The sequence below is a fragment of the Leptospira terpstrae serovar Hualin str. LT 11-33 = ATCC 700639 genome (assembly GCF_000332495.1).
Classification (GTDB): domain Bacteria; phylum Spirochaetota; class Leptospiria; order Leptospirales; family Leptospiraceae; genus Leptospira_A; species Leptospira_A terpstrae.
Window position 1 is genome coordinate 94,123 of the sequence record NZ_AOGW02000018.1, and the last position, 24,093, is coordinate 118,215.

The window sequence follows — 24,093 nt, forward strand, 5'->3', positions numbered from 1 at the left end:
TCCCCATTTTTCTCTGTTATGCTTTCCTATGCCAGCAGTTATTTACCGGTGGTAATTTATGGCTTGCCCCATTATTCAGAAATATTACCAATGGTAAATTAATTCAATTTAGGAATAAATCAGAATGAACACAGCTTTTTCACCCATTTCTCTCGGTAATTTTACACTTCCCAACCGTTTCATTATGGGATCCATGCATCTTGGTGTGGAAGGAGAGACAGGCACTGCGGAACGAATGGCCGCTTTTTACGGCAAACGTTTTGAAGGAGGAGTGGGCCTTATTGTCACCGGTGGGATCAGCGTAAATGAAGAAGGTAAGGGTTCTCGTAGTTTTTTTAACATCCAAAACAATGAACATGCTCATGAATTAAGGAAAATGAATGGACTCCTAAAAGGAAAAGGAACCATGTGCGCCCAGTTGTTCCATGCCGGAAGGTATGCTGCAGATCGTGGATGTGTGGCACCTTCTGCCATACGAGCACCAATCAATCGTTATGTGCCAAAAGCACTTACGGAAGAGGAATGTTGGAAGACGGTAGAAGACTTTGGAAAAGCGGCAAAACTAGCAGAAGAAGTCGGATTCGGAGCTGTGGAAATTATGGGTAGCGAAGGTTATCTTTTAAACCAATTCTTTTCTGCCGTCACAAACAAACGTGATGATTATTTTGGCGGAGACAACAAACGAAGAATGAATCTTTCTATCGAAGTCCTACGTGCCGTCAAAAAACAACTCCCCGAAGGTTTTCCTGTGATCTTTCGGATGTCCGGGATTGATCTGATTCCTGGAAATCCAAGTTTTGAAGAAGTAGTCCAGTTAGCAAATGTTTTGCGAGAAGAAAAAGTTTCTGCTCTCAATATAGGGATTGGTTGGCATGAATCAAGAATTCCAACCATTAGCCAACTTGTTCCCCGAGGTGCCTGGGTTTCCATTGCCAGTCGCATCAAAGAAAATACACCGGGTGTTCCCATCATTGCCTCCAACCGAGTGAATGATCCCATTACTATGCAACAAGTTTTTGATGAAAATAGAGCCGATATCATTTCGATGGCAAGGCCCTTCCTTGCAGATCCATTCATTGTAAAAAAATTCCAATTGGGTATGTCGAATCGAATCAATACCTGTGTGGCTTGTAACCAAGCTTGTCTTGACCATGCTTTCCAAGAAAAATCTGTATCCTGTATAGTAAATCCAGAAGCCGTAAATGAATTAGAATATACGAAACCCAAAGTAAAAGACCCTAAAAAAGTTTTAATCATTGGAACAGGTCCCGCAGGCCTTGAAGCGGCCCGTGTCAGTGCAAACCTTGGTCACAAAGTCATTTTAGTCGAAAAAGCAAATGTACTTGGGGGGCAATTTCAATTGGCATCGCATATCCCTGGTAAGTCGGAGTTTAAAGAAACCATTCGTTATTTTTCCAATGAACTTCCTGCTTTAGGTGTCGACATACGATTGAATACAACTGCAACTCTAACGTTGTTAGAAACAGAAAATCCTGATGTCACTATTTTCGCAAGTGGTGTGAAACCCAGAGAGTTTTCCTTAAAAGGACTAGAAAACCTACCCTCAGGAAATTATTCTGAGTATCTCACTGGAAAATTCCAACCTGGCAAACGAGTGGCAGTGATTGGTGGAGGAGGGATTGGTGTGGATGTGGCACATAGATTGACGGAAGAAGAGGATCCAACTCTTACCTCTTATGATAAAAAATACAATATCAGTTCCTTTACTGAAACTGGTGTGCAAAAAGAAAAAGCTCACAGGGATGTGGCAGTGTTTCGCCGGAATGGAAAACATGGAGCAGGACTTGGACCGACAACATTTTGGGCACTCAAACAAGAGTTAGAATCAGTGGGTGTAGAGTTCTATCATGGACTTACTTACAAAGAAGTGACGAAGGAAGGACTCAAAGTCGAATTAAAAAATGGAGAGGAATTTTTGTATCCTTGTGATTCACTTATTTTATGTGTGGGCCAAGAAAAAGAAACATCCCTCTTAGAGGAATTCCAAAACAAATATCCGGATAAACAAACCATAGTCATTGGTGGAGCAAAGGATCCAAGAAACATCGATGCAAAACGAGCCTTTTTCGAAGGTTTAGAAGCAGCATATAGCATTAATTAGGAGATAAAAACATGATCGCAAATAATTATTTTTCAGAGGATGCCGATTTACAGGTAATCTTTAACCAACTTCTGGATTGGGACTCTATCATTCGCGAAACCGAAGGGGAAGGTTTTTTTGACCACCAAACGTTCGTTAAAACAAAAAACCAAAGGTTTGAAATGGCACCTTCCACAAAAGAAGAAGCTTTGGAGTTATACACTTCGAGTTTGGATGCAATGGGAGATTTTTTTGGAAAAGAAGTTTCTCAAAAATCCCAAACCATGGACCGCAATGAACTAAAGTATTCTAATGGGAAGGTGATTTTTCCCAAAGAAACAATCGAGATTTATGAAAAATTCAGAAACACCGGGCTTATGCCTTATTCCATTTCGAGAGAAGCTGGCGGCCTTGCATTTCCTGCAACTGTAGGTGCCTTGTATGCAATGCTAATGGCAAGAGCCGATGTTGCTTTTTGTATGACAACTACCTTACTCAACTTAGCGCAAATTGTCGCAAGGTTTGGAACACCGGAACAAATAGAAACCTACGCAACGAAAGCGGCCACGGGTGAGTGTTTGTTTGCCATGTCTCTGACAGAACCCGATTACGGATCCGACTTAAACAATGTAAGGACAGTTGCTGTAAAACAGGAAGACGGAAGCTACCGACTAACAGGAACAAAACGATTTATATCTCAAGGATGTGGCTTGGGAGAAAATCCTGCACTCCTTCTCACCTTAGCACGCACAGGAAAGTCTGAGGGTGGTGCCAGAGGATTGTCCGTATTCATTGTAAAGAGCCAAGACGTATTTGTAGCAGGTATCGAAAAGAAGATGGGGATTCACGCCTCACCTACTTGCGAAATTGTCTATGAAAACACTTATGGAGAAATTCTAGGTGAGGAAGGACTTGGACTCACTCGTTATACAGCGGGGATGACAAACTTTATGCGTCTTGTGAGTGCTTCCGGAGGTTGTGGTGGGGGAGCTGCCGCCTATTATGAATGTGTGAAGTATGGAAATGAAAGAAAACAATTCGGAAAACCCATAGGTGAAATTCCTGCAGTTGCAGAAATGATTCATAAAATCAAACGAGAAACAAATGCAATGCGACTTTTGACTCTCGAAACTGCTCGTGTCATTGATATGTACCAACACCATCAAATCCGAATGGAAAAAGCAAATTTAGAGGATAGAGAAATTAGAAAAGATGAAAAAGTAAAATACTGGTCTACTTTGGCTTCCACTCTCACTCCTATGGCAAAATACTATAGTTCGGAAGAAGGTCATAAATGTACAAATCTCGCTGTGCAAGTGTTTGGTGGCGCAGGATACACTGAAGATTATGATATCTCTCGTATGTTCAGAGATTCACGGATCAATACCATTTACGAAGGTACAAGCCAAATCCATGTGCGCATTGCTACGGGAGCTATTCTTGCAGGTATGGCGGGAGACGGAAATTTCAGAAAGTATTTAAACTCGCTAAAAGCGGAGATTCCCACTCCATCAACTTTTTTGTTAGAACAAGAAAGGGTTTTAGAAGAATCCATTCGTGAGATGCGAGGAATCCAAGAGGATACAAGAAAGGAAACCGTTGCCGAAAATTTAATGATCCAAATGTGTCGGTATATCAGCAGTTTATTATACGAAAAATCGATTCCGAAAATTACCGATTTGAATACAAAGGAAGTTTGGCTAAAGGATTGTCGTGCCTATGTTATAGATAGTACTGCTATTGCTCAGTCTTGTTTGTATCGAATTCAGAATTTTGGTTAGAAAGTATCTTTAAGCTTCCAGTAGAATTTTGATTTTAGAAAATGGTCAAGCTCCCCAATGGGCTTGACCATACAGTCATCAATTCACTTAACTGTAGTTAGTATAGTTTCTACTGTATCAATCATTTTTTGGATCGTTGTTGGATCTCCATAACCGCCTGCTGTTGTGACTATGGTCATATCAAGAGTGGGAATGACAAAAATGAGTTGCCCACCGTTTCCGAGGGCCAAAGACCAAGGAATTTTCCTTTCGCCAATACTTGTTTCTCCAAGCCACCACTGGTATCCATAACCAAACGATTTTTGGTCCTTTCGAAAAATACTAACTTCAGAATCGATCTGCTTTGTGAATGATTCATCTAACCACCGCTTGGATACAATTTGTTTGCCTTTCCAAACTCCCTTATTTAAAACCAAACGGCCTATCTTTAGCATGTCTCTAGGTTTGAGTCGAAGACCTGCATGGGCAAGGGCCCTCCCATTTTTGTCTTCGACCCATTCAAAGTTTTGGATTTCTAATGGATCAAATAACCATTCTTTTGCTAATACTGTTAGAGGTTTTTCTGTTTTTTTGATGAGTATATCGGAAAGGAGAGAAGTTCCTCCGCCATTGTATTTGAATTTGGTTCCAGGTTTAGTGATTAGGTCTCGGTCCAAAACAAAACTAGGGAAGTCTTTTTTCCAAAGAAGCCTTGTTTCATCACTGAATAAAAATCCATACCTCCATTCTTCCCAATTTAGTCCACTACTCATTGTTAGGAGGTGTCTCCAGGTGATTTCCTGTCGTGGGTCGTCTTTGGGAAATGATAATTCTGGATAATATGACAAAACAGAATAATCCACACCTTCTAATATTTTTTTATCAATAGCAATTCCAAAAAGTAAAGATGTTACCGATTTACTGACAGAACGAACATCATGTAAAGTATTTAAGTCAAATTGAGTTTCTCCATCGAAAGGAAGCCTTAGTCCATAGCGTTTGTTAAATGGTTTGTCTTTTCTTGTATTATAAACTTCAGCGATTAGTTTTCCATGGCGTTCGATAAGAAGAGAGTGAAATTCACTTTCCTGTGAACCCACTTCTTTGATTAGGTTACAAAATTTACTTTGATCAAATTCAGAATCGGTAGGTTCGCTAACTTGCCAATCTCTACTTGCAATGGGTATGTGACAAATTTCTGCACTAGGCGGATTTGCTTCTAAATTCGAGAAGATCCAAAAGAAAAAAAATACAATACCATTGGTCAAAGTTTTTGTTTGTCTCATTCATTTCCTTCCGCAAAGCGAATGGGGAGATTCTATATCCTCTGTTATCACTGCGGATACCATAATCTATAGTACGCAAAAAAAAAGCAGAGAATCTGACATATGCCTGTCAATAAAGTTCCCTTTATACGATCCAGTAAAAGTTTCCCTGACCATTTGTCAGAAAATTTCTTACTTAGGTGTTGACGCTTTTAAAAATCTGGCCTAAACTAACGCAGAGGTTTTTCTATGAAAAAAATTCTAACTATCTTTACAAGTGTTGCCTTCCTTCTTTCGGCATCCGTTTTTGCTCATGACCATGATGGTCATGGAAAGAATGCGATGGCAGGGGACCATTTCAAAAAAATGGATACTAACAGCGATAATAAGGTCTCAAAGGAAGAATGGCAAAAATTCCATGAAGGTTTTTTTACCGAACTTGACAAAGATGCCGATGGATCGGTGACATTGGAAGAGATGAAAGCCGCTCGTATGGAAAAACGAGAAGAGAAAAAAGAAGCGATGAAAGAGAAGGTCAAAGAGGCCAAACAGAAAAAAGACGAAAAGAAGAAAAAAACTTCCGAATAACAAGCGTTTGTATTGGGGCGCCTCGCATTGGATCGTTTTTCCTATTGGATACAACGATCCGACCGGGCTCTCCGCTTCCATCTTTCGCAAAACGCGAAAGGATTTCCGCTTCGATCCCTGGCGCAGGGATTTACTTCCTACTATGAAAACGGTAAAAAATCCTTTTTGCTGTTTCCACAACGAAAAGATAAATGACAACCATAGACGCTAAAATCGCATAAAACTCCATCGGTGGAGGAACGAGTCCAAAGTAAGTTCCTAATTGTGTGAATGGTAAAATAGCACCAATCGCTGCAATGCTTATAGAAACAATGGCGAGCAATCGGTGTGGCCTACTTTTGATTGGATTTCCACGGGTTCTAATGATGAAGATGACTAATACTTGTGTGCAAAGGGATTCTACAAACCAACCAGTTTGGAATAAGGTTTCGTTTGTCTTTAATACAACTAACATCACATAAAAGGTTAAAAAATCAAATACAGAACTTATTGGTCCTATCGTTAACATAAAGTTTCTGATAAAAGTGATATCCATAACTCGTGGAATTTTTAGTTCTTCTTTGTCTACTTCATCAAGAGGAATTGGAATTTCTGAGATATCATATAAGAAGTTATTAAGAAGTATTTGTGTGGGTAACATTGGAAGGAATGGTAAAAACAAAGCTGCTCCAGCCATACTAAACATATTCCCAAAATTCGAACTAGTTCCCATCATAATATATTTCATTATATTACCAAAAGTCCTTCTGCCTTCCATAACCCCTTCATACAATACAGACAAATCATGATCTAATAATATCATGCCTGCTGCTTCTTTGGCTACGTCCACACCTGAGTCCACTGAGAGTCCAACATCAGCTGAATGCAATGAAGGAGCATCGTTGACTCCATCTCCTAAATACCCGACCACATGACCTCTATGTTTGAGAGCCAATATAATTCTGTTTTTTTGGGAAGGATTCATTCGACAAAAAAGATTTGTAGATTCCACTTTAAAACTGAGTGCCGAGTCGTCTATACTGTCGATCTCCTTACCTGTAAGGACTCCAAGGACTGGCATTTTTAATTCAGAACAAACATGTTGTGTAACAAGTTCACTATCACCGGTAATAATTTTTACGGTAATACCAATTTCATTCAGTGAAGATAAGGCCAGCCTTGCACTTTCTTTGGGAGGATCCAAAAATGCTGCGAAACCAGATAGAATTAATTCTGATTCATCACCTTTGACAGCATGTGTAAGTTCCTTTGTTTCTTCTCGCCATGCAATTCCAAGTACGCGGAAACCCTGCTTTTCTAAGGAAGTATAAACTGAATGGATTTTTTCCTTAGCTTCTAAGTCTATGAGTTGAATGGTTCCTTTTTCAGTTTCGAAATGTGTGCAGAGCTTTATAATTTCTTCTGGTGCACCTTTTACCACTAGGATTCGTTTTTTCTTTTCTGAATGGTCTAATAAAACTGATACTCTCCTTCGTTCAAAGTCAAAGGGCACTTCATCTATCTTATTCCAAAGGCTTACATCAATCTCTTCGTGTTCCAAAATAGCTTCATCTAAAGGACTTTTTAATCCTGTTTCAAAAAAACTATTTAAGTATGCTAATTCTAATACCCGATCACTTGGCTCACCAGTAAGATCGATATGTCTTTCTAATTTGATTTTTGCTTCTGTAAGAGTCCCTGTTTTATCCGTGCAGAGTGTATCCATGGAGCCAAGGTTTTGGATTGAAGATAGTTGTTTTACAATCACTCTTTTTTTTGCCATCATGAGTGCGCCGCGAGACAATGTTACAGAAATCACCATCGGTAAAAGTTCTGGAGTTAATCCCACCGCTAATGCAACTGCAAATAAAAATGAATCAAGCCATGGTTTATGTAAAATCGCATTGACCAAAAGAACAAACAATACAAGTAAAACGGTCATACGCAAAATAAGAATACCGAACTTTTGAGTTCCCAATTCGAAAGAATTCTGCGGTGGTTTTATGGCTAGACTGTCTGAAATAGCCCCCATTGCTGTATTGGCACCAGTATTTACAATGAGAACTTTCGCACTACCACTGATGACTGTGGTTCCCATAAAAACTGCATTGGATGCATCTGTAATATCGTTAGAAAGTTCTTTGAGTTCTCCTGGATGTTTTTCGACAGGATAGGTCTCTCCTGTGAGCAGAGATTGTTTGACAAAAAAATCATTTGTTTCTAATACTCTGCCATCTGCAGGAACCAAATCTCCTGCAGAAAGTAAAACGAGATCACCCGGAACAACTTGCGAAACAGGAATGTTGATTATGTTTCCATCTCGAACAACGGTTGCCTGCACAGAAACAGAATGTCGCAAACTGTCTGCTGCTTTTCCCGCTTTGTGTTCTTGGATAAAGTCCAAAAGAACACTAAATAAAACTAAAATGGAAATGATGATGAAATTTGATATTTCTCCCATAAAGGCAGAGATAACACTCGCAAACAGTAGGAGTAGAATTAGAGGATTTCTAAATCTTACTAAGAGTTGTTTCCATATTGGTTTCTCTTTGTGATCTACAAATTGATTGGCGCCGAATTGTTTGCGGCGTTTTTCCACTTCTTCTGAATCTAGTCCTGAAGTTTTTACATCTAAGGATTCTAAAGTTTCCTTCAAAGATTTTAGCCACCAAGCGGACTGGTTGAGAATGGTTTGCATGATCGGCCTCAAATAAGAACAGAAAGTCTTCTCTTCATTCTTTTAAACTCTTATTCCTATTCACTTCAAGCCTTATTATTTCTTTCGATTGACGGGTTAAAAAAATACTATCTTGATTGGTGTATCTATCATCTTATGAAAGCGAAAAAGTCAAAAGCCAAACCCGCAAAGAAGTCCATCCGCACTATAAAACCGTCGAACAAACAAAAGACAAAATCCGAACCAAAAAAGTTAATCAAACAAAATCCTTCTGATTCAAACTTTTCTTCACTTCTGGAACCTAACCATACAGTTACCGAACTGATTGATACCATTCATGAATATTCTATCGGTCATGAAATTGCCAATGCGGTTACACACGGGATTGGTGGGGGTTTGAGCATTGCAGGACTTTCTCTTTTATTAACCATGGCTGTTTTATATGGTAATATTTGGCATATTGTCAGTTCTGCTATTTACGGAGCCACTCTCATTCTTTTGTATCTTGCCTCCACTCTTTATCATGGAATTTACCATACTGCTACAAAACGAATCTTTAAAGTGATAGACCATGCATCAATTTATCTTTTGATCGCGGGGACATACACTCCTTTTACGCTCGTTAGTTTAAGGGAACATTCCGAGTGGGGATGGACTTTGTTTCTCGTTGTTTGGATCCTTGCATTTGCGGGAGTTCTTTTGTTATTATTATTTCCCGGGAAATATAGTGGAGCTCGTGTTGTAGTTTATATCCTTATGGGTTGGCTCGCCATTTTTGTTGTGAAAGACATTCGAACCGCTATTGGTGTGGGAGGAATTTCTTGGTTGGTGGCGGGTGGACTGAGTTATACAGTGGGCGTCATTTTTTATCTATGGGACCGGCTACCATTCAATCATGCCATTTGGCATTTATTTGTTCTTTCTGGAAGTCTTTGTCATTTTTTTGCGATTCTATTTTATGTATTACCTCCAATTCCGAAGTAAAAAATTAGTTTGTCAATTTTTTGCCTTTCGATAGAATTCACACTCTTTCTGTTTTATAAAACAGTAAAGAAGGAGAGAATATGAGAACATTAGTCACGATTAGTTTTATGCTGATGACGATCCTTTCTTCTACTGCACTTGTTGCAGAAGATTGTTTTCTTTGTGGAAACGGAAGTTCGAATGGTTGCGAACAGTGCCGAGGAAAGGATAGAAAGGCATGCGAAGCTAAAGGTTGCAAAATTTCTGGTACTGCTTCTTGTTCCACGGCAGCCAATGTCAAGGTATGTAAAGTAGATCGTTCTTATAATGATCTCACCTTTATGGAAGCTGTTAAACAAAACCAAATGGTTCAAGTAAAAACAAATTAATTAACTGGGATCACCTGCCGCAAATAGTTGTGGTAGGTGATTTAATATAAATTTTCTAATTATTGTTAGGTCGCGCAATGAATCACTACATTTCCTTTTTTGTGTCCCGCTTCCACGTAACGATGAGCTTCCACCATTTTTTCTAAAGGATAAGACCTATCAATGATGACTTTAAAGTTCCCCTTTTTGGTTAACTCTGCCAGGAATTTCAAATTATCTATTGTCTCAGCAATGGGTCCAAATTTGATATTGATTTTTCGAGTGAAAGATATCCATGCTGCTTTAAACATATCTTTGAAAGGGGCTGCCACTAAAACTAAATTGCCACCTTTAGTAAGATGTTTGAGGTTGGAAGGAATGGAAGATTTACCTACACATTCAAATACAACATCATAAGTTTTGTTATGTGAATCTGAATGGAACTCTTCGTAATCCATAACCAAATCCGCACCAATTGATTTTACCAATTCAAAATTTCCTTTACTACAAACTGCGGTGATTTTTGCTCCAAAGTGTTTTGCTAGTTGGATGGCGGCAGTACCTACTGAACTGGAAGCCCCGTAAATGACCATGGTTTGGTTCTTTTGTATTTTACATCTTTGGATAAAGTCGAGAGCAGTTAAACTTCCAAAGGGTAAGGCAGCACCTTCTGGAAAGGAAATTTCTTTGGGAAGGATTGTGATTACTGCTGATTCAGGTAAACAAATGGATTCGGCATATGCACCCATCCCTAGTCCCGTTGATCCAAAAATTTTGTCACCTATCTTAAACTTGGTTATGTTTTCTCCTACAGAATCAATCACACCGGAGATGGATCCTCCCAAAATGGGTTGTTTTAGTTTTGTGATTCCAAAAAATAATCTAGCTAGATTCGGGTCTGGTTTGCGAATGCGCCAATCAGCAGAATTTACTGAGGTATTATAAATTTTTACTCTGATTTCATTTTTTTTGGGAGAGGGTGTTTCCCATTCTTCCAATTGGAGTACTTCGGGGGGACCATACTTTCTTGCAGTAATTACTTTCAATCATTTTGCTCCTGACTGGATATTTATACTTACACTGTAAGTATGTCAATGAAATTTATTTCTGATCCGTTTGGTTTTTTTGGAATGGATTGAAAACAAAATTTATGATACAAGAGAGAGACAAGTTTTATGGAAAAAAAGAAGAGCACCAAAACAAACAAAAATCATAAAAAAACAAATGATAAGAAAAGAAAAACTCTCTCGAAAGAACTTGTTTTGAAAGTAGCGATCCAACTTGCCGACAACTCTGGGTTAGAAGAGTTGTCTATGAGAAATTTAGCCTTACATTTGGGTGTAGAAGCCATGTCTTTGTACAACCATGTAAAAAACAAAGACGAACTTTTAGATGAAATGGTAGATTCTGTGGTTTCAAAGGTCACCTTGCCAAAGATAGGTGGTGATTGGAAAAAAGAAATGAAAAAAAGGGCAAGATCTGCCAGGCAAATATTGATTCAGCACCCTTGGGTGACTATGTTGGTAGTATCGCGAATGAATGTGGGGCAATCCATGTTAACTTATTTTGATGCTACACTCGGATGTCTCCATTCGGCAGGTTTTTCCTTACAAGCGGCTGATCATATCATCAATGCAATTGATAGTCATATCTATGGTTTTATTTTACAGGAATTAAATTTTCCAATCCAACCAAAAGAATATGCAGAAACAGCCGAAAGTTTTTTACCCAATCTAAAATCGAGCCCTTATATTTATTTAACCAAATTAACCGAAGAAGTGATTTCTGGAAAATACAATGGGCTTCATCAGTTCGAGTTTGGTTTGGATTTGATTTTAGATGGACTTGAGATTCCTCGTCATCATTCCAAGTGAATTAAATGGCAAACACACTTTGAATAGTAAAGTAACTAGAGTTAGGTTTGAAATCATATCTGTGGAATGGATCCGTTTCATAAGGATTGTTTTTTTGGTTTCGAATTGCTTCCCCTGCATAAAGAGAACTTGCTCCAAACCAGAACGAAACATTATCAAAAGGAGTGACTATATATATAAAGTTAATTTCTGTAGCAACATGTCTTCCTAATTTAGGCCGGTTAGGATTATAAGCTTCTGTATTATAAAAATCTTCGGTCGAAGCAGTTTCTCCTGTAGCTTTACTTCCTGCCACATAATTGTTGTTATCATAATATCCATCTTGAAGTTTTACTTTGTAATACCAATGAGGGTTTAAAATGAATGTGCCCCATTTAGAAGATTCATATTTGATATGAACGGAATAGTCCTTTATATTTTGCCAGAATACCATTCCGGAGTTACCATTTCCAGAGAAAGGCATTCCGCCACCAGCCATCCTTCTCGTTGCAAAAAGCGGATTGTAAGTGGCAACACTTCCGTCATTTCGGTTAGGATCTCCTGAAGCTTGGACATATTGAACACCAATACGAAATTCTTTGACTGGGCAGTAACCCAACTGGACTGCTACTATATTTGCCTTATAACGTACAGGTGAAGAAAGAGGAGGAGCTTCGCCTGTTTTTTTATCTGTTGTATACGTTCCTGTTTGATTCAGCCAATCGGGAGAAACTCTTTCCCCGTTAAAACCTGTTTGCCAAGCAGCTTCCACCATCCAGTCAATCCCGGTCTCACTTGTGATCATATTGTTTTTTGTCCGGTTTGTTAGGCGAAATCCAGAGGTATTGAGTTGGTCTGGTCCTCTATAGTAGATGTCGGATCCGTAATTTGCAGTTGTATTGGTTGCCTTTAATTTTTGTTTATAAAGAGTGAAGTTGTAGATTTCTATTCCCAACCATTCCCAAGGTTTGAATCCATAATGGGCACCATAATAAGAAGCATTTCCAGTTCCCCCAAGCCTTGTCGAATTATTCGAAATCATGCTGTTAGAATTGTTTTCCGATCCAATAATGGCTCCAAAAAAATCTAAACTTTGTTTTTGTATGGTGATAGTAGTTCGAATTGCATCAAAAGAGTTACCATTCAAACTATCATTTCTAGAACCTAAAATTCTTCCATCTCCATAATCCAAAATTTGTCGTCCTGTTCGAACTCGAAACATTTGGTTTGTGGTTTTTAAATCCAAAAAAGCTTCTCGAAATCCAGTATAATTATTTAAAGGAACTTCTCTCTGTTTGGTGGTATCTATTAAATTTCCCGAGTTTGGAATCACACCTAATTTTTGGTCAGAGGAACCATTTACTATTTCCCCACCCCATAACCTTACATCTTGAAAAGAAAGTTTGAAAGCAATGTTAGGAGATATATCCCCGATGAGGTAAAACTGAGTCTGGTTGCTTACTGTATTTCGATTATCAGGTGTGGACCTATCAAAGTCAGTGTTATAAAGTGAATCTGCCTTGGGTCGAATACCAAAACCTACGCGAAACCTATCTGCAAACCAAAGGTTTGTATTTTCTTGTAGCGCCTTTCTTTGTTTGGTGGTGACCTGAAGGTTTTTTAAATACTCGCCAGATAAATTGCCCTTTAGCGGACTTAAATACTCTTTTGGTTCTTCTGGAGGGGGAACATCTTGTACTTGTGGAGGCGGCGGTGGGGGAGGAGTGACCGTAGTTTCAGGAGGAGGAACTTCTTTTTTCGCAGGAACAATAAACTGTGCATCCAACGGAGCTGCCAATGGTGATAGGAAAATCCCTAGCGAAACAAGCCCTATGATGATTCGATGATTGCATACGTACATTTGATACCACCTATGTTTCGGCCAGTGGATATAGAATGTGGCAACATTCAAATCTTATATTTCATTATTGGTAGGAATCCTAGTCTTTTCTCATTAGAAATAGATTGTTAAATCAATTTCTTTCTGAAAATTTGAGGCCTAATTTTTGCCATCCTTCGTGCCCCAATTTTTGTAATGTTTTCCGATTGTTTTCGTAAATGCTGTCAATATTTGGATGAGAGTCAACAATTCGGCTAATACTATCTTCACGTAACAGATGTAATATTGGATAGGGAGATCGGCCTACAAAATTGGTTATGTCGTTTATACTTTTGTCGGCAAATTGAAATTGGGGATGAAAATTTGCAATTTGGATTGTTCCTTCCAAATCTAGGCGATCAAGTAAAACATCTGTATCATCTAAAAAATCATTTTGATCCAGAAAATCGGTCAAAACAAATGGATGAATGAGAAGGGTGGTTTCGGTAGTTAGTGGATCTGTTGAGACTAATTGTTTTAATTCAGTTTCTAGTTCTGATAACAGACTTTTTTTGTTTTTTGCCGAACTGATCACATAACGAATTGTATTGGATTGGAAAGTAGGTTTTGCAAAAGGACAGAGATTGAGTCCAATCACAGATTTACGAATCCATTCTTTTGTTTTGGATATAATTTCATCTCTAAGTTCTGAAGAGTCAGGTAAGGTATTCAAAGGGTTTCCTTTTGTGATTCCAAATATTTCGATTTGCCAACATCCATCTAAAAAACATGGAAAGAACCATTGTCATTATACCTTGTTAATTCTAAAATACCAACTTTAAAAATATTCTATTTGGTTAGGTTTCAGAGTGAGAAGCAGAATATTTGATTTACGATGGAAAGCATACTACAGAAGATTTCCAATATCAGTTTCTTATGGAAAACATTTTAACAAATTTGACTCAATTCCTTTTTGAAGAGACTTCCGTTGCGGAAAGGGCTTGGTTAGAAGTTCAGGCCCAATCAAATGCTTTGGAACTAATGACAGCCTTTGTAGCAGCTCCACGATTTATATCCAAAAAAAATGTTACTTATGATTCTCAAGTTCGTGAAAATTTAATTTCTCATTTGCCTGGATTTCAGGCAGACGGATGGAATTTAGTTCGATTATCACGTGTTTGGTTGTTATTACATTTGGAATCCGAACCTAAAGAACAATTTATAAAAAATATCGAAACATTATTCGATACGGCGGAGTTAAATGAACTCGTGGCATTGTATTCTGCATTGCCACTTCTACCTTATCCCTGGGAATGGTTGGCTCGAGCTACTGATGCCGTTCGTTCCAATATGGGATTTGTATTTGATGCCATTTCGCTAAAAAATCCTTATCCAGAACTTTATTTTCCTGAAGCTGCATGGAATCAACTTGTGTTAAAAACAATTTTTAATGGAAAACCCATTCATTGGATTTACGGTCTCGAAAGACGTAAAAACAAAGAGTTATCCATTTCAATTTTCGATTTTATTAGCGAAAGATATGCTGCTGGAAGAAAGGTGCCAGCGCAAGTATGGAGGCTTGTAGGTTCCTTTGTAGAGGAAAGCACATATCCGAAACTAGTTCAGTTGTTTGCCTCTAAAGAAAAGGAAGAAAGAGAAGCAGCAGCACTTGTATGTTTTGAATCTAAAAATCCACAATTTCGTTCTCTCTTATCAAAATACCCAGAATTAGAATTATCAATACAAAATGGAGATCTGGATTGGTCTAAATTAGAATCCATTTCTGAATAAACTTTATATGTGCCAAAATCCAAACGAACCTTCTAAAAACCCTTCGCATTTTGAATCCAGCAATACAACCGAAGAGCCCACTCACCGTGACTTGTTATGGGAGGAATACCAAAACCTAATTGAAGGAATGCGATTTTTTGACCCACATATCCATATGGTATCAAGAACTACAGACGATTACCAAATGATGGCAAAGGCAGGGATTGTTGCAATCATTGAACCTGCTTTTTGGGTAGGACAACCTAGAACTGGACTTGCCAGTTTTAAAGATTATTATAGTAGTCTTGTGGGATGGGAAAGGTTCAGGTCTTCACAATTTGGAATTAAACATTATTGTACCATGGGGTTAAATTCAAGAGAAGCAAATAACGAGCGTCTTGCGGAAGAGGTGATGGAAATTTTACCTTTATTTGCTTACAAAGAGGGTGTTGTGGGTATTGGTGAGATTGGATTTGATGACCAAACTGTTTTAGAAGAAAAATACTACCGTCTACAATTGGAACTTGCAAAAAAAGCTAAATTACCTGTACAAATTCATACACCTCATCGGGACAAAAAAAGAGGAACCGAAAGAAGTATGTCGATTGCCTTAGAACATGGGTTAGATCCTTCTTGGGTCGTTGTAGATCATAATAACGAAGAAACCGTCAAATCGGTGTTAGACCAAGGTTTTTGGGCAGCCTTCACCATTTATCCGTTTACGAAAATGGGGAATGAAAGGATGGTTGCTGTTGTCGAAAAGTATGGATCGGAAAGGATCATGATTAACTCAAGTGCCGATTGGGGAATCTCTGATCCTCTTGCCATTCCTAAAACGGCGGCACTCATGAAACAAAGAGGGATTCCATCAGACGTAATACGTATGGTTACTTATCAAAATGCCATAGATGCATTTTCGAAAAGTGGACAGATAGATGTAGCAGACTTTGAAATAGAATTCCAGCCGGATCCCAATGCAAAGTTTCATGGCAATTCAATCCTTCGTGGTGGCCAACAACCAGTGATAAGTAAAAATTCCTTACTGATCCAATAGATGAAGATTAAAGCTTATCTGACTCTCCTTAGGCCTGCAAATCTTGTGACCGCCATTGCTGACATTCTTGCCGGTATGGCAATCGTGGGTTTTCTATGGAATGATTGCAGTCCTATCTTACTTTTTCTCTCCACCATTTGTTTGTATGGCGGTGGGGTTGTTTTAAACGATTATTTTGATGCATCCATAGACCGATTCGAAAGACCCGAACGCCCCATTCCAAGTGGTAAGGTATCCGAAGTATCTGTGTTAGTTTTTGGAAGTTTTCTTTTAGGATTTGGTTTAATTTTTGCATTTTTGTTTCAAATACAAAGTGGATTCATTGCCACAGCGATTGTAATTTTAGTGCTTACATATAACCGTTTTGCAAAACATAATTCCATCATTGGTCCGATTGTCATGGGAATGTGTCGAGGTGGTAACCTTATCCTTGGAATGAGTCTTGTGGCTGAAGTAAAAACAAACCAACTCGCTCTTGCGATTCTTCCTATTTTATATATAGCTGCCATTACAATGATTAGTCGAGATGAAGTCCACGGAGGAAAAAAAACACCTTTAGTTTTCGCTGGTTTTTTATATTTTACAGTTCTCATTTTACAATTAAGTATTTCTTTTCATATGGGAAATTTTTTCTTCAGTTTTCCTTTTGTCATTTTACATTCTGGAATGATCTTTCCTCCTCTTTATTTTGCCTTCCAAAAACCGATTGGCCCTTTGATAGGTAAAGCAGTAAAAATGGGTGTAATTTCACTAATCGTTTTAAATGCATCCTTTGCCGCAAGTTTTGGATTTATATTTATTGCTATTTTTATCTTATGTTTACTACCTCTTTCTTTGGTTTTAGCAAAATACTTTTCTGTTACTTAACATTATATTATGAATGAAAATTTCTTATCTCCTCTCACTTCCCAGTTCCAAGTCCAATACCGTTATTCGGTTCAGTTTACAAAAGGAATCTTCGATCTAAAAAATCCCAGTTTACGTGATTTTCTGATTTCCGAAAAGAAAGATGGAGATACGAAAAAAGCTTTGGTTGTTCTTGACCAAGGATTAATCTCTCATTACCCGAATTTAGTTTCAGAAATTAAAGAATACTTTAATGGACTAACTTTAGTTGTTCAGCTAACGGGTGATATAATGGTAATTCCTGGCGGTGAAGTATGTAAAAACGATCCGCAACATTGGGATTCCTTAGTGAAAGCAGTGGATCTGTATGGAATCGATCGTCATTCCTATATGATTGCCATTGGGGGAGGGGCCATCCTAGATTTGGTTGGTTATGTAGCCGCAGTATCTCACCGAGGCATCCGACTCATTCGAATTCCTACCACAGTTCTTTCTCAGAATGATTCGGGTGTAGGAGTCAAAAATAGCATCAATTACCACGGCAAAAAAAACTTTCTCGGAACTTTTGCACCACCTATCGCAGTGTTTAACGATCTTTTATTTTTGGAAAGTTTGGACGTAAGAGACTGGCGATCGGGAATGGCGGAGGCTATTAAAGTTTCTCTTATCAAAGACAAAGATTTTTTTCTTTGGATCGAATCCAATACCCATTCTTTAAAGAATAGAGATTTAGAGGCAATGGCATATTTAGTTCACCGCTGTGCTGAGTTACATATGGAACATATTGCCAATGGTGATCCATTTGAATTTGGATCTTCTCGCCCCTTGGACTTTGGGCATTGGGCTGCACATAAATTAGAATACCTATCTGAGTTTTCAATACGTCATGGGGAAGCAGTTGCCATTGGGATGGCTTTAGATACTGTCTATTCTAATCAAAAAAACTTTTTATCGAAAGTAGAGTTGGATCGTATCTTGGATCTTTTGAAAAACCTTGGCTTTGTCATTTTTCATACAAAATTAGCAGAAAATGAAAAACAGATTTTATATTCTGGGTTACAAGAATTTAGAGAACACCTGGGTGGAAAACTCACCATTATGTTGTTAGCAGGTATTGGTATACCTCGAGAAGTTCACGAAATTGATGAAAAATCTTTAGCAAACTCAGTGGATTATTTAGAACAGGTTGTATGAAAACAAAATATGGTTACTTAACCTATTGTTCCAATATTCATCCCGGGGAATCTTGGACAGACCATTTTTTTCACCTCAAAGATAACTTACCTATTATAAAACAATCCATCTCTCCAGAGGCACCAATGGGTTTGGGTCTTCGTTTAGCAAATGAAGCATCGATAGAGCTTTTAGATCCTAAGAGGATGCAAGAATTTAAAATCTGGTTAGAAAAAGAATGTCTCTTTGTTTTTTTAATCAATGGTTTTCCTTATGGTGGATTTCATGAAACTACGGTTAAAGAAAATGTTTATAAACCTGATTGGGTGACCAAAGAAAGATACGACTATACCCTTCGTCTGTTCTCAATTCTATCAGAACTTTTACCGCAGGGAATAGAGGGAGGAGTTTCTACTCCTCCTTTGTCATATCAGTTTTTTGATGATAATGATTCTGAACGCAAACTAAGGATAGAAAAAGCAACCAAACAAATAGTAGCCGTGTTACACCATTTGGTCCAAATCCAAAAAAAAACAGGGCACTCTTTGCATTTAGATATTGAACCGGAGCCAGATGGAATTTTAGGAAATGTTAGTTTATGGGTTCATTGGTTTTTGAATGTACTTTTGCCTTTGGCAATTCCGGAATTGCAAACTCAATGGGGATTCACAAAGGAAGTGGCAGAAGAGACCATCAGGAATCATATCAGAATTTGTCTGGATGTTTGTCATTCTGCTGTCAGTTTTGAGGACAACCAAACCATAGTTCGATTGCTAAAAGAAAATTCCATACAAGTCGGTAGAATCCAAATCAGTTCCGCCTTGAAAGCTGAGTTTTTGAAACAACCAGAAGAAACTTTGCTTTTACTTTCTAGTTTTGAGGAACCCACCTACCTCCACCAAGTGGTCATTCAATCCGAAGGATCTCCATTGGAATCCTATCCGGATTTAAATTATGCAATACAAAGGGGGGCAAAACTTTCTGAAGAATGGAGAGTCCACTTCCATGTTCCCGTGTTTTTAGATTCTTATGGCCTGGTTTCCTCAACACAAAAGGAACTAGTCGAACTATTAGATTTACAAAAGGAATTTCTTTTTACCAATGCTTTAGAAGTTGAGACCTATACTTGGGGAGTGTTACCAAAAGATCTACAGATCCCGATGGCGGATTCTATCATTCGCGAATTAGAATGGGTAAAGTCAGTATTAGATAAATAAACAAATGAGAGAGAAAAAATATGAAACAGGCAAAATCCAATAGATTTCAGAAAACAGTAGTCATTGATGTTGTCGGACTTAGTACTCATTTGGTTTGTGAGTTTACCCCTTTTTTAAAACAATATTTAAAAGATAAAAATACGATTCTTATAGAGCCCATGCTTCCTTCAGTCACAACTAGCGTACAATCCACTTTCCTAACTGGGAAATGGCCCAACGAACATGGAATTGTTGGGAATGGTTGGTATGATCAGGAAGATGCAGAAATTAAGTTTTGGAAACAATCCAACCATTTAGTAAATGCAGAAAAGATTTGGGAACGAGCTAAAAAAATAGATCCCGACTTTACCTGTTCCAAAATGTTTTGGTGGTACAATATGTACTCTACCGCTGACTATTCAGTGACTCCAAGGCCACAATACCATGCCGATGGTGTTAAAGCTCCTGATTGTTATACTCATCCACCAGACCTTCGTGAGGATTTACAAACAAACTTAGGTAAGTTTCCATTGTTTAACTTTTGGGGACCGAATGCCAATATTAAGTCCACACAATGGATTGCAGATGCAACGGTTTTTGTTGATAAAAAATATAATCCCACTTTAACTTTAGTTTATCTACCACATTTAGATTATTGCCTCCAAAAATTTGGACCCAATCTTTCTCATATAAAAAAAGAACTTTCAGAAATTGATTTGGTCCTCAAACATCTGATCGAATATTATGAGCAACAGAATACAAAGATCATTTTACTTTCAGAATATGGAATTACTCCCGTTCATCGTCCAATCCATATCAATCGAATCCTTCGCGAAAATAATCTTATATCTGTTCGTAAAGAAAGATGGTATGAACTTTTAGATCCGGGGGCATCCAAAGCCTTTGCTGTTTCTGATCATCAAATTTCTCATATCTATTGTAATGATCCCAGTGTCAAAAACCAAGTGCTGGAGCTTTTAAAAAAAGTTCCGGGCATTAATCTTGTTTTAGATAAAAAAAGTCAAAAAAAATACAATCTAGAACATAAAAGATCGGGTGATATTGTAGCAGTAGCGGATCCAGATTCTTGGTTCACGTATTACTATTGGTTAGATGATAAAAATGCACCAGATTATGCCCGTTTGGTGGATATTCACAGAAAACCTGGATATGACCCTTGTGAGATGTTTTTGGATCCAAAGAAACCTGGAATCAAATTCAGGGCTGGACTTAAACTTATCCGCAAAAAACTTGGATTTCGGTATCTAATGGATGTAATTCCCTTGGATGCAAATTTGGTAAAAGGTTCTCATGGGGCTATTCATAAAAAAAAGGAATTTTATCCTATTTTTTCCTCAAAAATTACATATTCCAGAAAAGAAATTTCTGCTAATAAAGTGTACGATTTGATTTGGGATCAAATGACTTCTAAGATTTAAATGTTTGACTAGTTACCTTTGGAGACAATATTTTAAACTCAGTGTCCGCAGAAGAAATCAAAGTTGTTAATTATTCCAAAGGTGCTGCCATTGTTGTGCAGAACTCCATCAATACGGGGAACTTTTTTATTGTAAGGTCCGGTCGTGTATCGGTCGATTCCGAACACATCGTAGTTGACCATGAGCTTGCTTATTATGAAGCAGGGGATAGTTTTGGACTGGTTTCAGCCCTAACCGAACATAGATTTTTAGTGACTTTGTTTGCCGATACCGATGTGGAATTAGTTCAAATTCCTATCCGACTTTTGGGATCTTATCTCAAAGAACGCAAAGAGTTAGCTATGAAGATTTTGGGTTTGTATTCTAGGGAACTCAGAACTTTACAAAAACACCTTTCTCGTGCCAACAAACCAGCTGATCGTGAATACCATCCTGAAAGATTATTACTCAATGCGCGGACTTATTTGTCTTGGCAGAAACCAAACTTAGCAGCTTACTCTTTACAAACTTTTCTTAAATGGTCGAAGGAAAATAACTCTACTGAAAACCTAACAGAAGCTTCCGAATTACTCAAATCCATAGGTTCTAATTACAAACCTTTTGTTTGGGATAGTATGCAATCCAGTTTAGAAGCTGGAGAAATTCTTTTTGTCGAAAGTGAAAAGAACAACGAGATCTACGTTGTGTTAGAGGGGAATGTTAAATTATTTGGGATTGTTCGTGGTTATGAGTATGTGATCGATGTTTTAGGTCCTGGAGAAATTTTCGGAGAAATGTCGCTCATCGACAATGCACCGAGAATGGCATCTGCAATCACGGAAACAAAAAGTAAAATTCTTCGTGTCACCGCTGAAAACTTATTCGAATCTGTAGGTCCTTCCTTATTACAAAAAATCTTCGAAAGTATTGCCAGACGGATTTGGTTTTCTCACCAAAGGTTGGTCATTCTGAGATTAAAAACACCTGTGATTCGACTTTATGCCTATTTATACAATTCGATCCGAGACCAAGACATCCGATTGGGCCGGACTTTAGACGAAAGCCTTGCTAACGCACATACCATTTATATCCAAATGGAAGAACTCTGCAATATGTGCGGAATCATCAAAGTCAAACAGGATACGATCCAAGAGTTTTTGACAGACACGAACTTGGTAATTGAACCAAACCGTATTACAATCAAAAGTCGCAAACGTTTGGAAGAAAAGTTAGGCCATTACAAATCAAAAGAAGGGCAAATTGTCGCTTAATTCTTCCTTGAGTTTTTAATCTAGGGGAGGGGAGGTGAAGAAATGGGTCGCCATTTTTCTAACGAACTAAAATTTGTAATGATTTTTTTTTCCACTATGTTCTATTTCGGTGATGAAAAAATTTCTCGTGTACTCTCTCGGGGCATTCTACATAATTGCAGGAACCAACCACTTTTTTTCTCCTGAATTTTATCTGGAAATGATGCCAGATTACCTCCCTTTTCATGAACTTTTAAATGTGACAAGTGGACTTGCAGAAATTACATTGGGTTCACTCGTGTTGTACGAACGGATGCGAAAGATGGCATGTTACGGAATCATTCTGCTTTTACTCGCAATTTATCCAGCTAACATTAATATGTTGCTAACTGCATTGGAAGGTAAAGACTATGGGGTTCCTATTTGGGCTTTATATGCAAGATTACCATTCCAGTTTTTATTTATTTATTGGGCTTGGCTTGTGAGAGATTTCAAATGGTCCGAAGAAACAACCTAACAAAGGTGATTTTGACTGTTTCTCTTCAATTATAGTTTTTCTAACTGCATTTTTTTATTGTGGATTGAAAGAGCCGAAGGATTAAGTTGGAATATTAGGAATTCAAATTTTTTGAATGTTTACCTGGTTTAATTTTATATATGAAGTATGATAAAAGATCCGAAACAAAAACCACAAGATTTTGCTAAAAAAGGAGGTCAGTGGACCTTTCTTTCGAACCATGCACATGTTTTGATTTGTTTGAGTAAAGATCCGGAAATGCGTCTGAAGGATGTTGCTTTACTTGTTGGCATCACGGAAAGGGCGGTTCAGGCCATTGTTAAGGATTTGGTAGAAGCTCAAATTTTAGAGAAGAGTAAGGATGGACGAAGAAACCAATACATCATACAAACTGAACAAAAATTAAGACATCCTTTAGAATCTAGCCATTCCATTTCAGAGCTGCTTCGGTTAGGGAAATAAGTTTAAATTCCCGTTTAGTTTTTTTTGTTCTCTTCCCTCTTTTTTATCGTGGAAACAATCCATTCATTTTTTGGCACAGGAATCCCTAATCTATTTGCCATTTTGATTACTTCCCCATTGATATAATCTATTTCTGTCTTTCTACCATGATCTAAGTCTTGCACCATAGAAGTTCGGATTCGATAGTATTTCAAACCCAGAAAAATAAGGATCAAATGTCGAATCCAAGTCGGAAGTGAACCCAGACCACTACCTAGTTTTTGAATGGGAAAAGATCCTGGAACCACTTGTTCGGTAATTTTCTTTTGGCTCATTACAGTTTTAATTTCTGTTAATGTCTCTAACGCTTCCTCTCTAAATTTTTTATTTAGAAATAATTCACCTAAACTTAGTTGTTTAGAAGCCGCTAGTCCATTAATGATCGAATTGATTGCCAATTTATGCCAACGGTATCCTTCCAATTGGTCTGTTAAAACCACCGGTATGTGGGGTGGTAGGAGTTGGTACCAAATGGGATCTGGTTTTGTTTTAGTAACATTTCCCAAAATTAAGCTACCTACATTCGATTGAAAATAGGTTCCGTCTGGAAGTGTTTGAGTATTCCATCCAACCACTCCTCCGAGGATTTTATCTTTATAGGAATCAAAGTTTGATTCAGGAATTCCGTTTTGTATTAATATCCATTTCCCGTTTGCATTTAGAAATGGTTTTGTGTCTTTTAAGTAATCTTCTAGATTTTGATTTTTACATCCAACAAAAATATAATCGTAACTTTCTTTATTATCATGAATCATTGTTAGGTGATTTTTGAGGTCAATTGTTACAATTTGTCCTGTCGGTCCTTGGAACCTTATGGGATGGGAATACAAAGTTTGAAATCGATTTTGATTTTGGCAAAGTATTCGAAAGGGAATTTTATTTTGGTATAAGGCGTGAATGATGGTCACCGTTACGGAGCCAATCCCTATGATCGCAATTGAGGGATAAGATGTTGTCATATCTTCGAAAACTCTAAAGTCCTTTGTGGAAACCCG

At 37.9% G+C, this 24,093-nt stretch carries 21 protein-coding genes; 15 read left to right on the forward strand and 6 right to left on the reverse strand.

What is annotated here, in order from left to right:
• Positions 1–124 precede the first annotated feature (124 nt).
• Positions 125–2,122, forward strand: a complete 1,998-nt coding sequence (locus LEP1GSC203_RS16685) for an oxidoreductase (protein ID WP_002975340.1) — start codon at positions 125–127, stop codon at positions 2,120–2,122.
• An 11-nt stretch (positions 2,123–2,133) separates the two neighbouring features.
• Positions 2,134–3,882 (forward strand): acyl-CoA dehydrogenase family protein, encoded by a 1,749-nt coding sequence (locus tag LEP1GSC203_RS16690; protein WP_002975415.1) that lies wholly within the window; start codon positions 2,134–2,136, stop codon positions 3,880–3,882.
• Positions 3,883–3,965: 83 nt separating this feature from the next.
• On the opposite strand, the gene LEP1GSC203_RS16695 is transcribed toward LEP1GSC203_RS16690, so the two are convergent.
• Positions 3,966–5,147, reverse strand: a complete 1,182-nt coding sequence (locus LEP1GSC203_RS16695) for a serine hydrolase domain-containing protein (RefSeq protein ID WP_002975282.1) — start codon at positions 5,145–5,147, stop codon at positions 3,966–3,968.
• Positions 5,148–5,375: 228 nt separating this feature from the next.
• Here LEP1GSC203_RS16695 and LEP1GSC203_RS16700 point away from each other — a divergent pair, with 228 nt between their 5' ends.
• On the forward strand, positions 5,376–5,714 hold the full coding sequence (locus tag LEP1GSC203_RS16700; protein WP_002975523.1) for an EF-hand domain-containing protein: 339 nt from the start codon (positions 5,376–5,378) through the stop codon (positions 5,712–5,714).
• Positions 5,715–5,844: 130 nt separating this feature from the next.
• On the opposite strand, the gene mgtA is transcribed toward LEP1GSC203_RS16700, so the two are convergent.
• On the reverse strand, positions 5,845–8,391 hold the full coding sequence (gene mgtA / locus LEP1GSC203_RS16705) for a magnesium-translocating P-type ATPase (RefSeq protein WP_002975410.1): 2,547 nt from the start codon (positions 8,389–8,391) through the stop codon (positions 5,845–5,847).
• A gap of 135 nt (positions 8,392–8,526) precedes the next feature.
• On the opposite strand from mgtA, the gene trhA reads away from it, so the two are divergent.
• Entirely contained in the window at positions 8,527–9,354 is an 828-nt protein-coding gene (gene trhA / locus LEP1GSC203_RS16710; RefSeq protein WP_002975351.1) for a PAQR family membrane homeostasis protein TrhA, read from the forward strand.
• Positions 9,355–9,434: 80 nt separating this feature from the next.
• Positions 9,435–9,722 carry a hypothetical protein gene (locus LEP1GSC203_RS16715; protein WP_002975375.1) on the forward strand — a complete coding sequence of 96 codons (288 nt, stop codon included), beginning with the start codon at positions 9,435–9,437 and terminating at the stop codon, positions 9,720–9,722.
• 65 nt (positions 9,723–9,787) lie between these two features.
• On the opposite strand, the gene LEP1GSC203_RS16720 is transcribed toward LEP1GSC203_RS16715, so the two are convergent.
• A complete protein-coding gene (locus LEP1GSC203_RS16720; RefSeq protein WP_002975446.1) occupies positions 9,788–10,747 on the reverse strand; it encodes an NAD(P)-dependent alcohol dehydrogenase in 960 nt (319 codons plus the stop codon).
• A gap of 129 nt (positions 10,748–10,876) precedes the next feature.
• Here LEP1GSC203_RS16720 and LEP1GSC203_RS16725 point away from each other — a divergent pair, with 129 nt between their 5' ends.
• Positions 10,877–11,575 carry a TetR/AcrR family transcriptional regulator gene (locus LEP1GSC203_RS16725; protein ID WP_039938317.1) on the forward strand — a complete coding sequence of 233 codons (699 nt, stop codon included), beginning with the start codon at positions 10,877–10,879 and terminating at the stop codon, positions 11,573–11,575.
• A gap of 1 nt (position 11,576) precedes the next feature.
• Here the strand turns inward: LEP1GSC203_RS16725 and LEP1GSC203_RS16730 are convergent, their stop codons facing one another.
• Together LEP1GSC203_RS16730 and LEP1GSC203_RS16735 are read right to left on the reverse strand one after the other, a co-directional pair.
• On the reverse strand, positions 11,577–13,415 hold the full coding sequence (locus LEP1GSC203_RS16730) for an alginate export family protein (protein WP_002975512.1): 1,839 nt from the start codon (positions 13,413–13,415) through the stop codon (positions 11,577–11,579).
• 112 nt (positions 13,416–13,527) lie between these two features.
• Positions 13,528–14,106: a DUF1415 domain-containing protein gene (locus LEP1GSC203_RS16735; RefSeq protein ID WP_002975204.1), complete on the reverse strand. Its 579-nt coding sequence runs from the start codon at positions 14,104–14,106 to the stop codon at positions 13,528–13,530.
• Between the two features lie 203 nt (positions 14,107–14,309).
• Here LEP1GSC203_RS16735 and LEP1GSC203_RS16740 point away from each other — a divergent pair, with 203 nt between their 5' ends.
• The 9 genes from LEP1GSC203_RS16740 (at position 14,310) to LEP1GSC203_RS16780 (ending at position 23,059) form a co-directional block, all read left to right on the forward strand.
• Positions 14,310–15,164, forward strand: a complete 855-nt coding sequence (locus LEP1GSC203_RS16740) for an EboA domain-containing protein (RefSeq protein ID WP_039938397.1) — start codon at positions 14,310–14,312, stop codon at positions 15,162–15,164.
• 7 nt (positions 15,165–15,171) lie between these two features.
• Positions 15,172–16,197 (forward strand): TatD family hydrolase, encoded by a 1,026-nt coding sequence (locus tag LEP1GSC203_RS16745; RefSeq protein WP_002975348.1) that lies wholly within the window; start codon positions 15,172–15,174, stop codon positions 16,195–16,197.
• Positions 16,198–17,064 carry a UbiA-like protein EboC gene (eboC, locus tag LEP1GSC203_RS16750; RefSeq protein WP_002975474.1) on the forward strand — a complete coding sequence of 289 codons (867 nt, stop codon included), beginning with the start codon at positions 16,198–16,200 and terminating at the stop codon, positions 17,062–17,064.
• Positions 17,065–17,073: 9 nt separating this feature from the next.
• Positions 17,074–18,237, forward strand: coding sequence for a 3-dehydroquinate synthase (locus tag LEP1GSC203_RS16755; RefSeq protein WP_002975266.1), 1,164 nt, complete (start codon positions 17,074–17,076; stop codon positions 18,235–18,237).
• Positions 18,234–19,433: a metabolite traffic protein EboE gene (gene eboE / locus LEP1GSC203_RS16760; protein WP_002975341.1), complete on the forward strand. Its 1,200-nt coding sequence runs from the start codon at positions 18,234–18,236 to the stop codon at positions 19,431–19,433. The genes LEP1GSC203_RS16755 and eboE overlap by 4 nt, the downstream gene beginning before the upstream one ends.
• A gap of 20 nt (positions 19,434–19,453) precedes the next feature.
• Entirely contained in the window at positions 19,454–20,851 is a 1,398-nt protein-coding gene (locus LEP1GSC203_RS16765; protein ID WP_002975377.1) for an alkaline phosphatase family protein, read from the forward strand.
• 41 nt (positions 20,852–20,892) lie between these two features.
• Entirely contained in the window at positions 20,893–22,101 is a 1,209-nt protein-coding gene (locus LEP1GSC203_RS16770; protein ID WP_002975513.1) for a Crp/Fnr family transcriptional regulator, read from the forward strand.
• Between the two features lie 112 nt (positions 22,102–22,213).
• Complete coding sequence (locus LEP1GSC203_RS16775; protein WP_002975408.1) at positions 22,214–22,597, forward strand: DoxX family protein; 384 nt, start codon at positions 22,214–22,216, stop codon at positions 22,595–22,597.
• Positions 22,598–22,744: 147 nt separating this feature from the next.
• Positions 22,745–23,059, forward strand: a complete 315-nt coding sequence (locus LEP1GSC203_RS16780; RefSeq protein ID WP_002975516.1) for a winged helix-turn-helix transcriptional regulator — start codon at positions 22,745–22,747, stop codon at positions 23,057–23,059.
• Between the two features lie 14 nt (positions 23,060–23,073).
• Here the strand turns inward: LEP1GSC203_RS16780 and LEP1GSC203_RS16785 are convergent, their stop codons facing one another.
• A complete protein-coding gene (locus LEP1GSC203_RS16785) occupies positions 23,074–24,057 on the reverse strand; it encodes a ketopantoate reductase family protein (RefSeq protein ID WP_002975491.1) in 984 nt (327 codons plus the stop codon).
• Positions 24,058–24,093 lie beyond the last annotated feature (36 nt).

What these genes read in the sequence shown, in the direction of transcription:
- eboC (WP_002975474.1), top strand. Translation starts at nt 16,198, where the DNA reads ATGAAGATTAAAGCTTATCTGACTCTCCTTAGGCCTGCAAATCTTGTG.
- LEP1GSC203_RS16695 (WP_002975282.1), bottom strand. Translation starts at nt 5,147, where the DNA reads ATGAGACAAACAAAAACTTTGACCAATGGTATTGTATTTTTTTTCTTT.
- LEP1GSC203_RS16780 (WP_002975516.1), top strand. Translation starts at nt 22,745, where the DNA reads ATGATAAAAGATCCGAAACAAAAACCACAAGATTTTGCTAAAAAAGGA.
- LEP1GSC203_RS16775 (WP_002975408.1), top strand. Translation starts at nt 22,214, where the DNA reads ATGAAAAAATTTCTCGTGTACTCTCTCGGGGCATTCTACATAATTGCA.
- mgtA (WP_002975410.1), bottom strand. Translation starts at nt 8,391, where the DNA reads ATGCAAACCATTCTCAACCAGTCCGCTTGGTGGCTAAAATCTTTGAAG.
- LEP1GSC203_RS16755 (WP_002975266.1), top strand. Translation starts at nt 17,074, where the DNA reads ATGAATGAAAATTTCTTATCTCCTCTCACTTCCCAGTTCCAAGTCCAA.
- LEP1GSC203_RS16690 (WP_002975415.1), top strand. Translation starts at nt 2,134, where the DNA reads ATGATCGCAAATAATTATTTTTCAGAGGATGCCGATTTACAGGTAATC.
- trhA (WP_002975351.1), top strand. Translation starts at nt 8,527, where the DNA reads ATGAAAGCGAAAAAGTCAAAAGCCAAACCCGCAAAGAAGTCCATCCGC.
- LEP1GSC203_RS16725 (WP_039938317.1), top strand. Translation starts at nt 10,877, where the DNA reads ATGGAAAAAAAGAAGAGCACCAAAACAAACAAAAATCATAAAAAAACA.
- LEP1GSC203_RS16715 (WP_002975375.1), top strand. Translation starts at nt 9,435, where the DNA reads ATGAGAACATTAGTCACGATTAGTTTTATGCTGATGACGATCCTTTCT.
- LEP1GSC203_RS16785 (WP_002975491.1), bottom strand. Translation starts at nt 24,057, where the DNA reads ATGACAACATCTTATCCCTCAATTGCGATCATAGGGATTGGCTCCGTA.
- LEP1GSC203_RS16765 (WP_002975377.1), top strand. Translation starts at nt 19,454, where the DNA reads ATGAAACAGGCAAAATCCAATAGATTTCAGAAAACAGTAGTCATTGAT.
- LEP1GSC203_RS16740 (WP_039938397.1), top strand. Translation starts at nt 14,310, where the DNA reads ATGGAAAACATTTTAACAAATTTGACTCAATTCCTTTTTGAAGAGACT.
- LEP1GSC203_RS16685 (WP_002975340.1), top strand. Translation starts at nt 125, where the DNA reads ATGAACACAGCTTTTTCACCCATTTCTCTCGGTAATTTTACACTTCCC.
- LEP1GSC203_RS16700 (WP_002975523.1), top strand. Translation starts at nt 5,376, where the DNA reads ATGAAAAAAATTCTAACTATCTTTACAAGTGTTGCCTTCCTTCTTTCG.
- LEP1GSC203_RS16730 (WP_002975512.1), bottom strand. Translation starts at nt 13,415, where the DNA reads ATGTACGTATGCAATCATCGAATCATCATAGGGCTTGTTTCGCTAGGG.
- eboE (WP_002975341.1), top strand. Translation starts at nt 18,234, where the DNA reads ATGAAAACAAAATATGGTTACTTAACCTATTGTTCCAATATTCATCCC.
- LEP1GSC203_RS16745 (WP_002975348.1), top strand. Translation starts at nt 15,172, where the DNA reads ATGTGCCAAAATCCAAACGAACCTTCTAAAAACCCTTCGCATTTTGAA.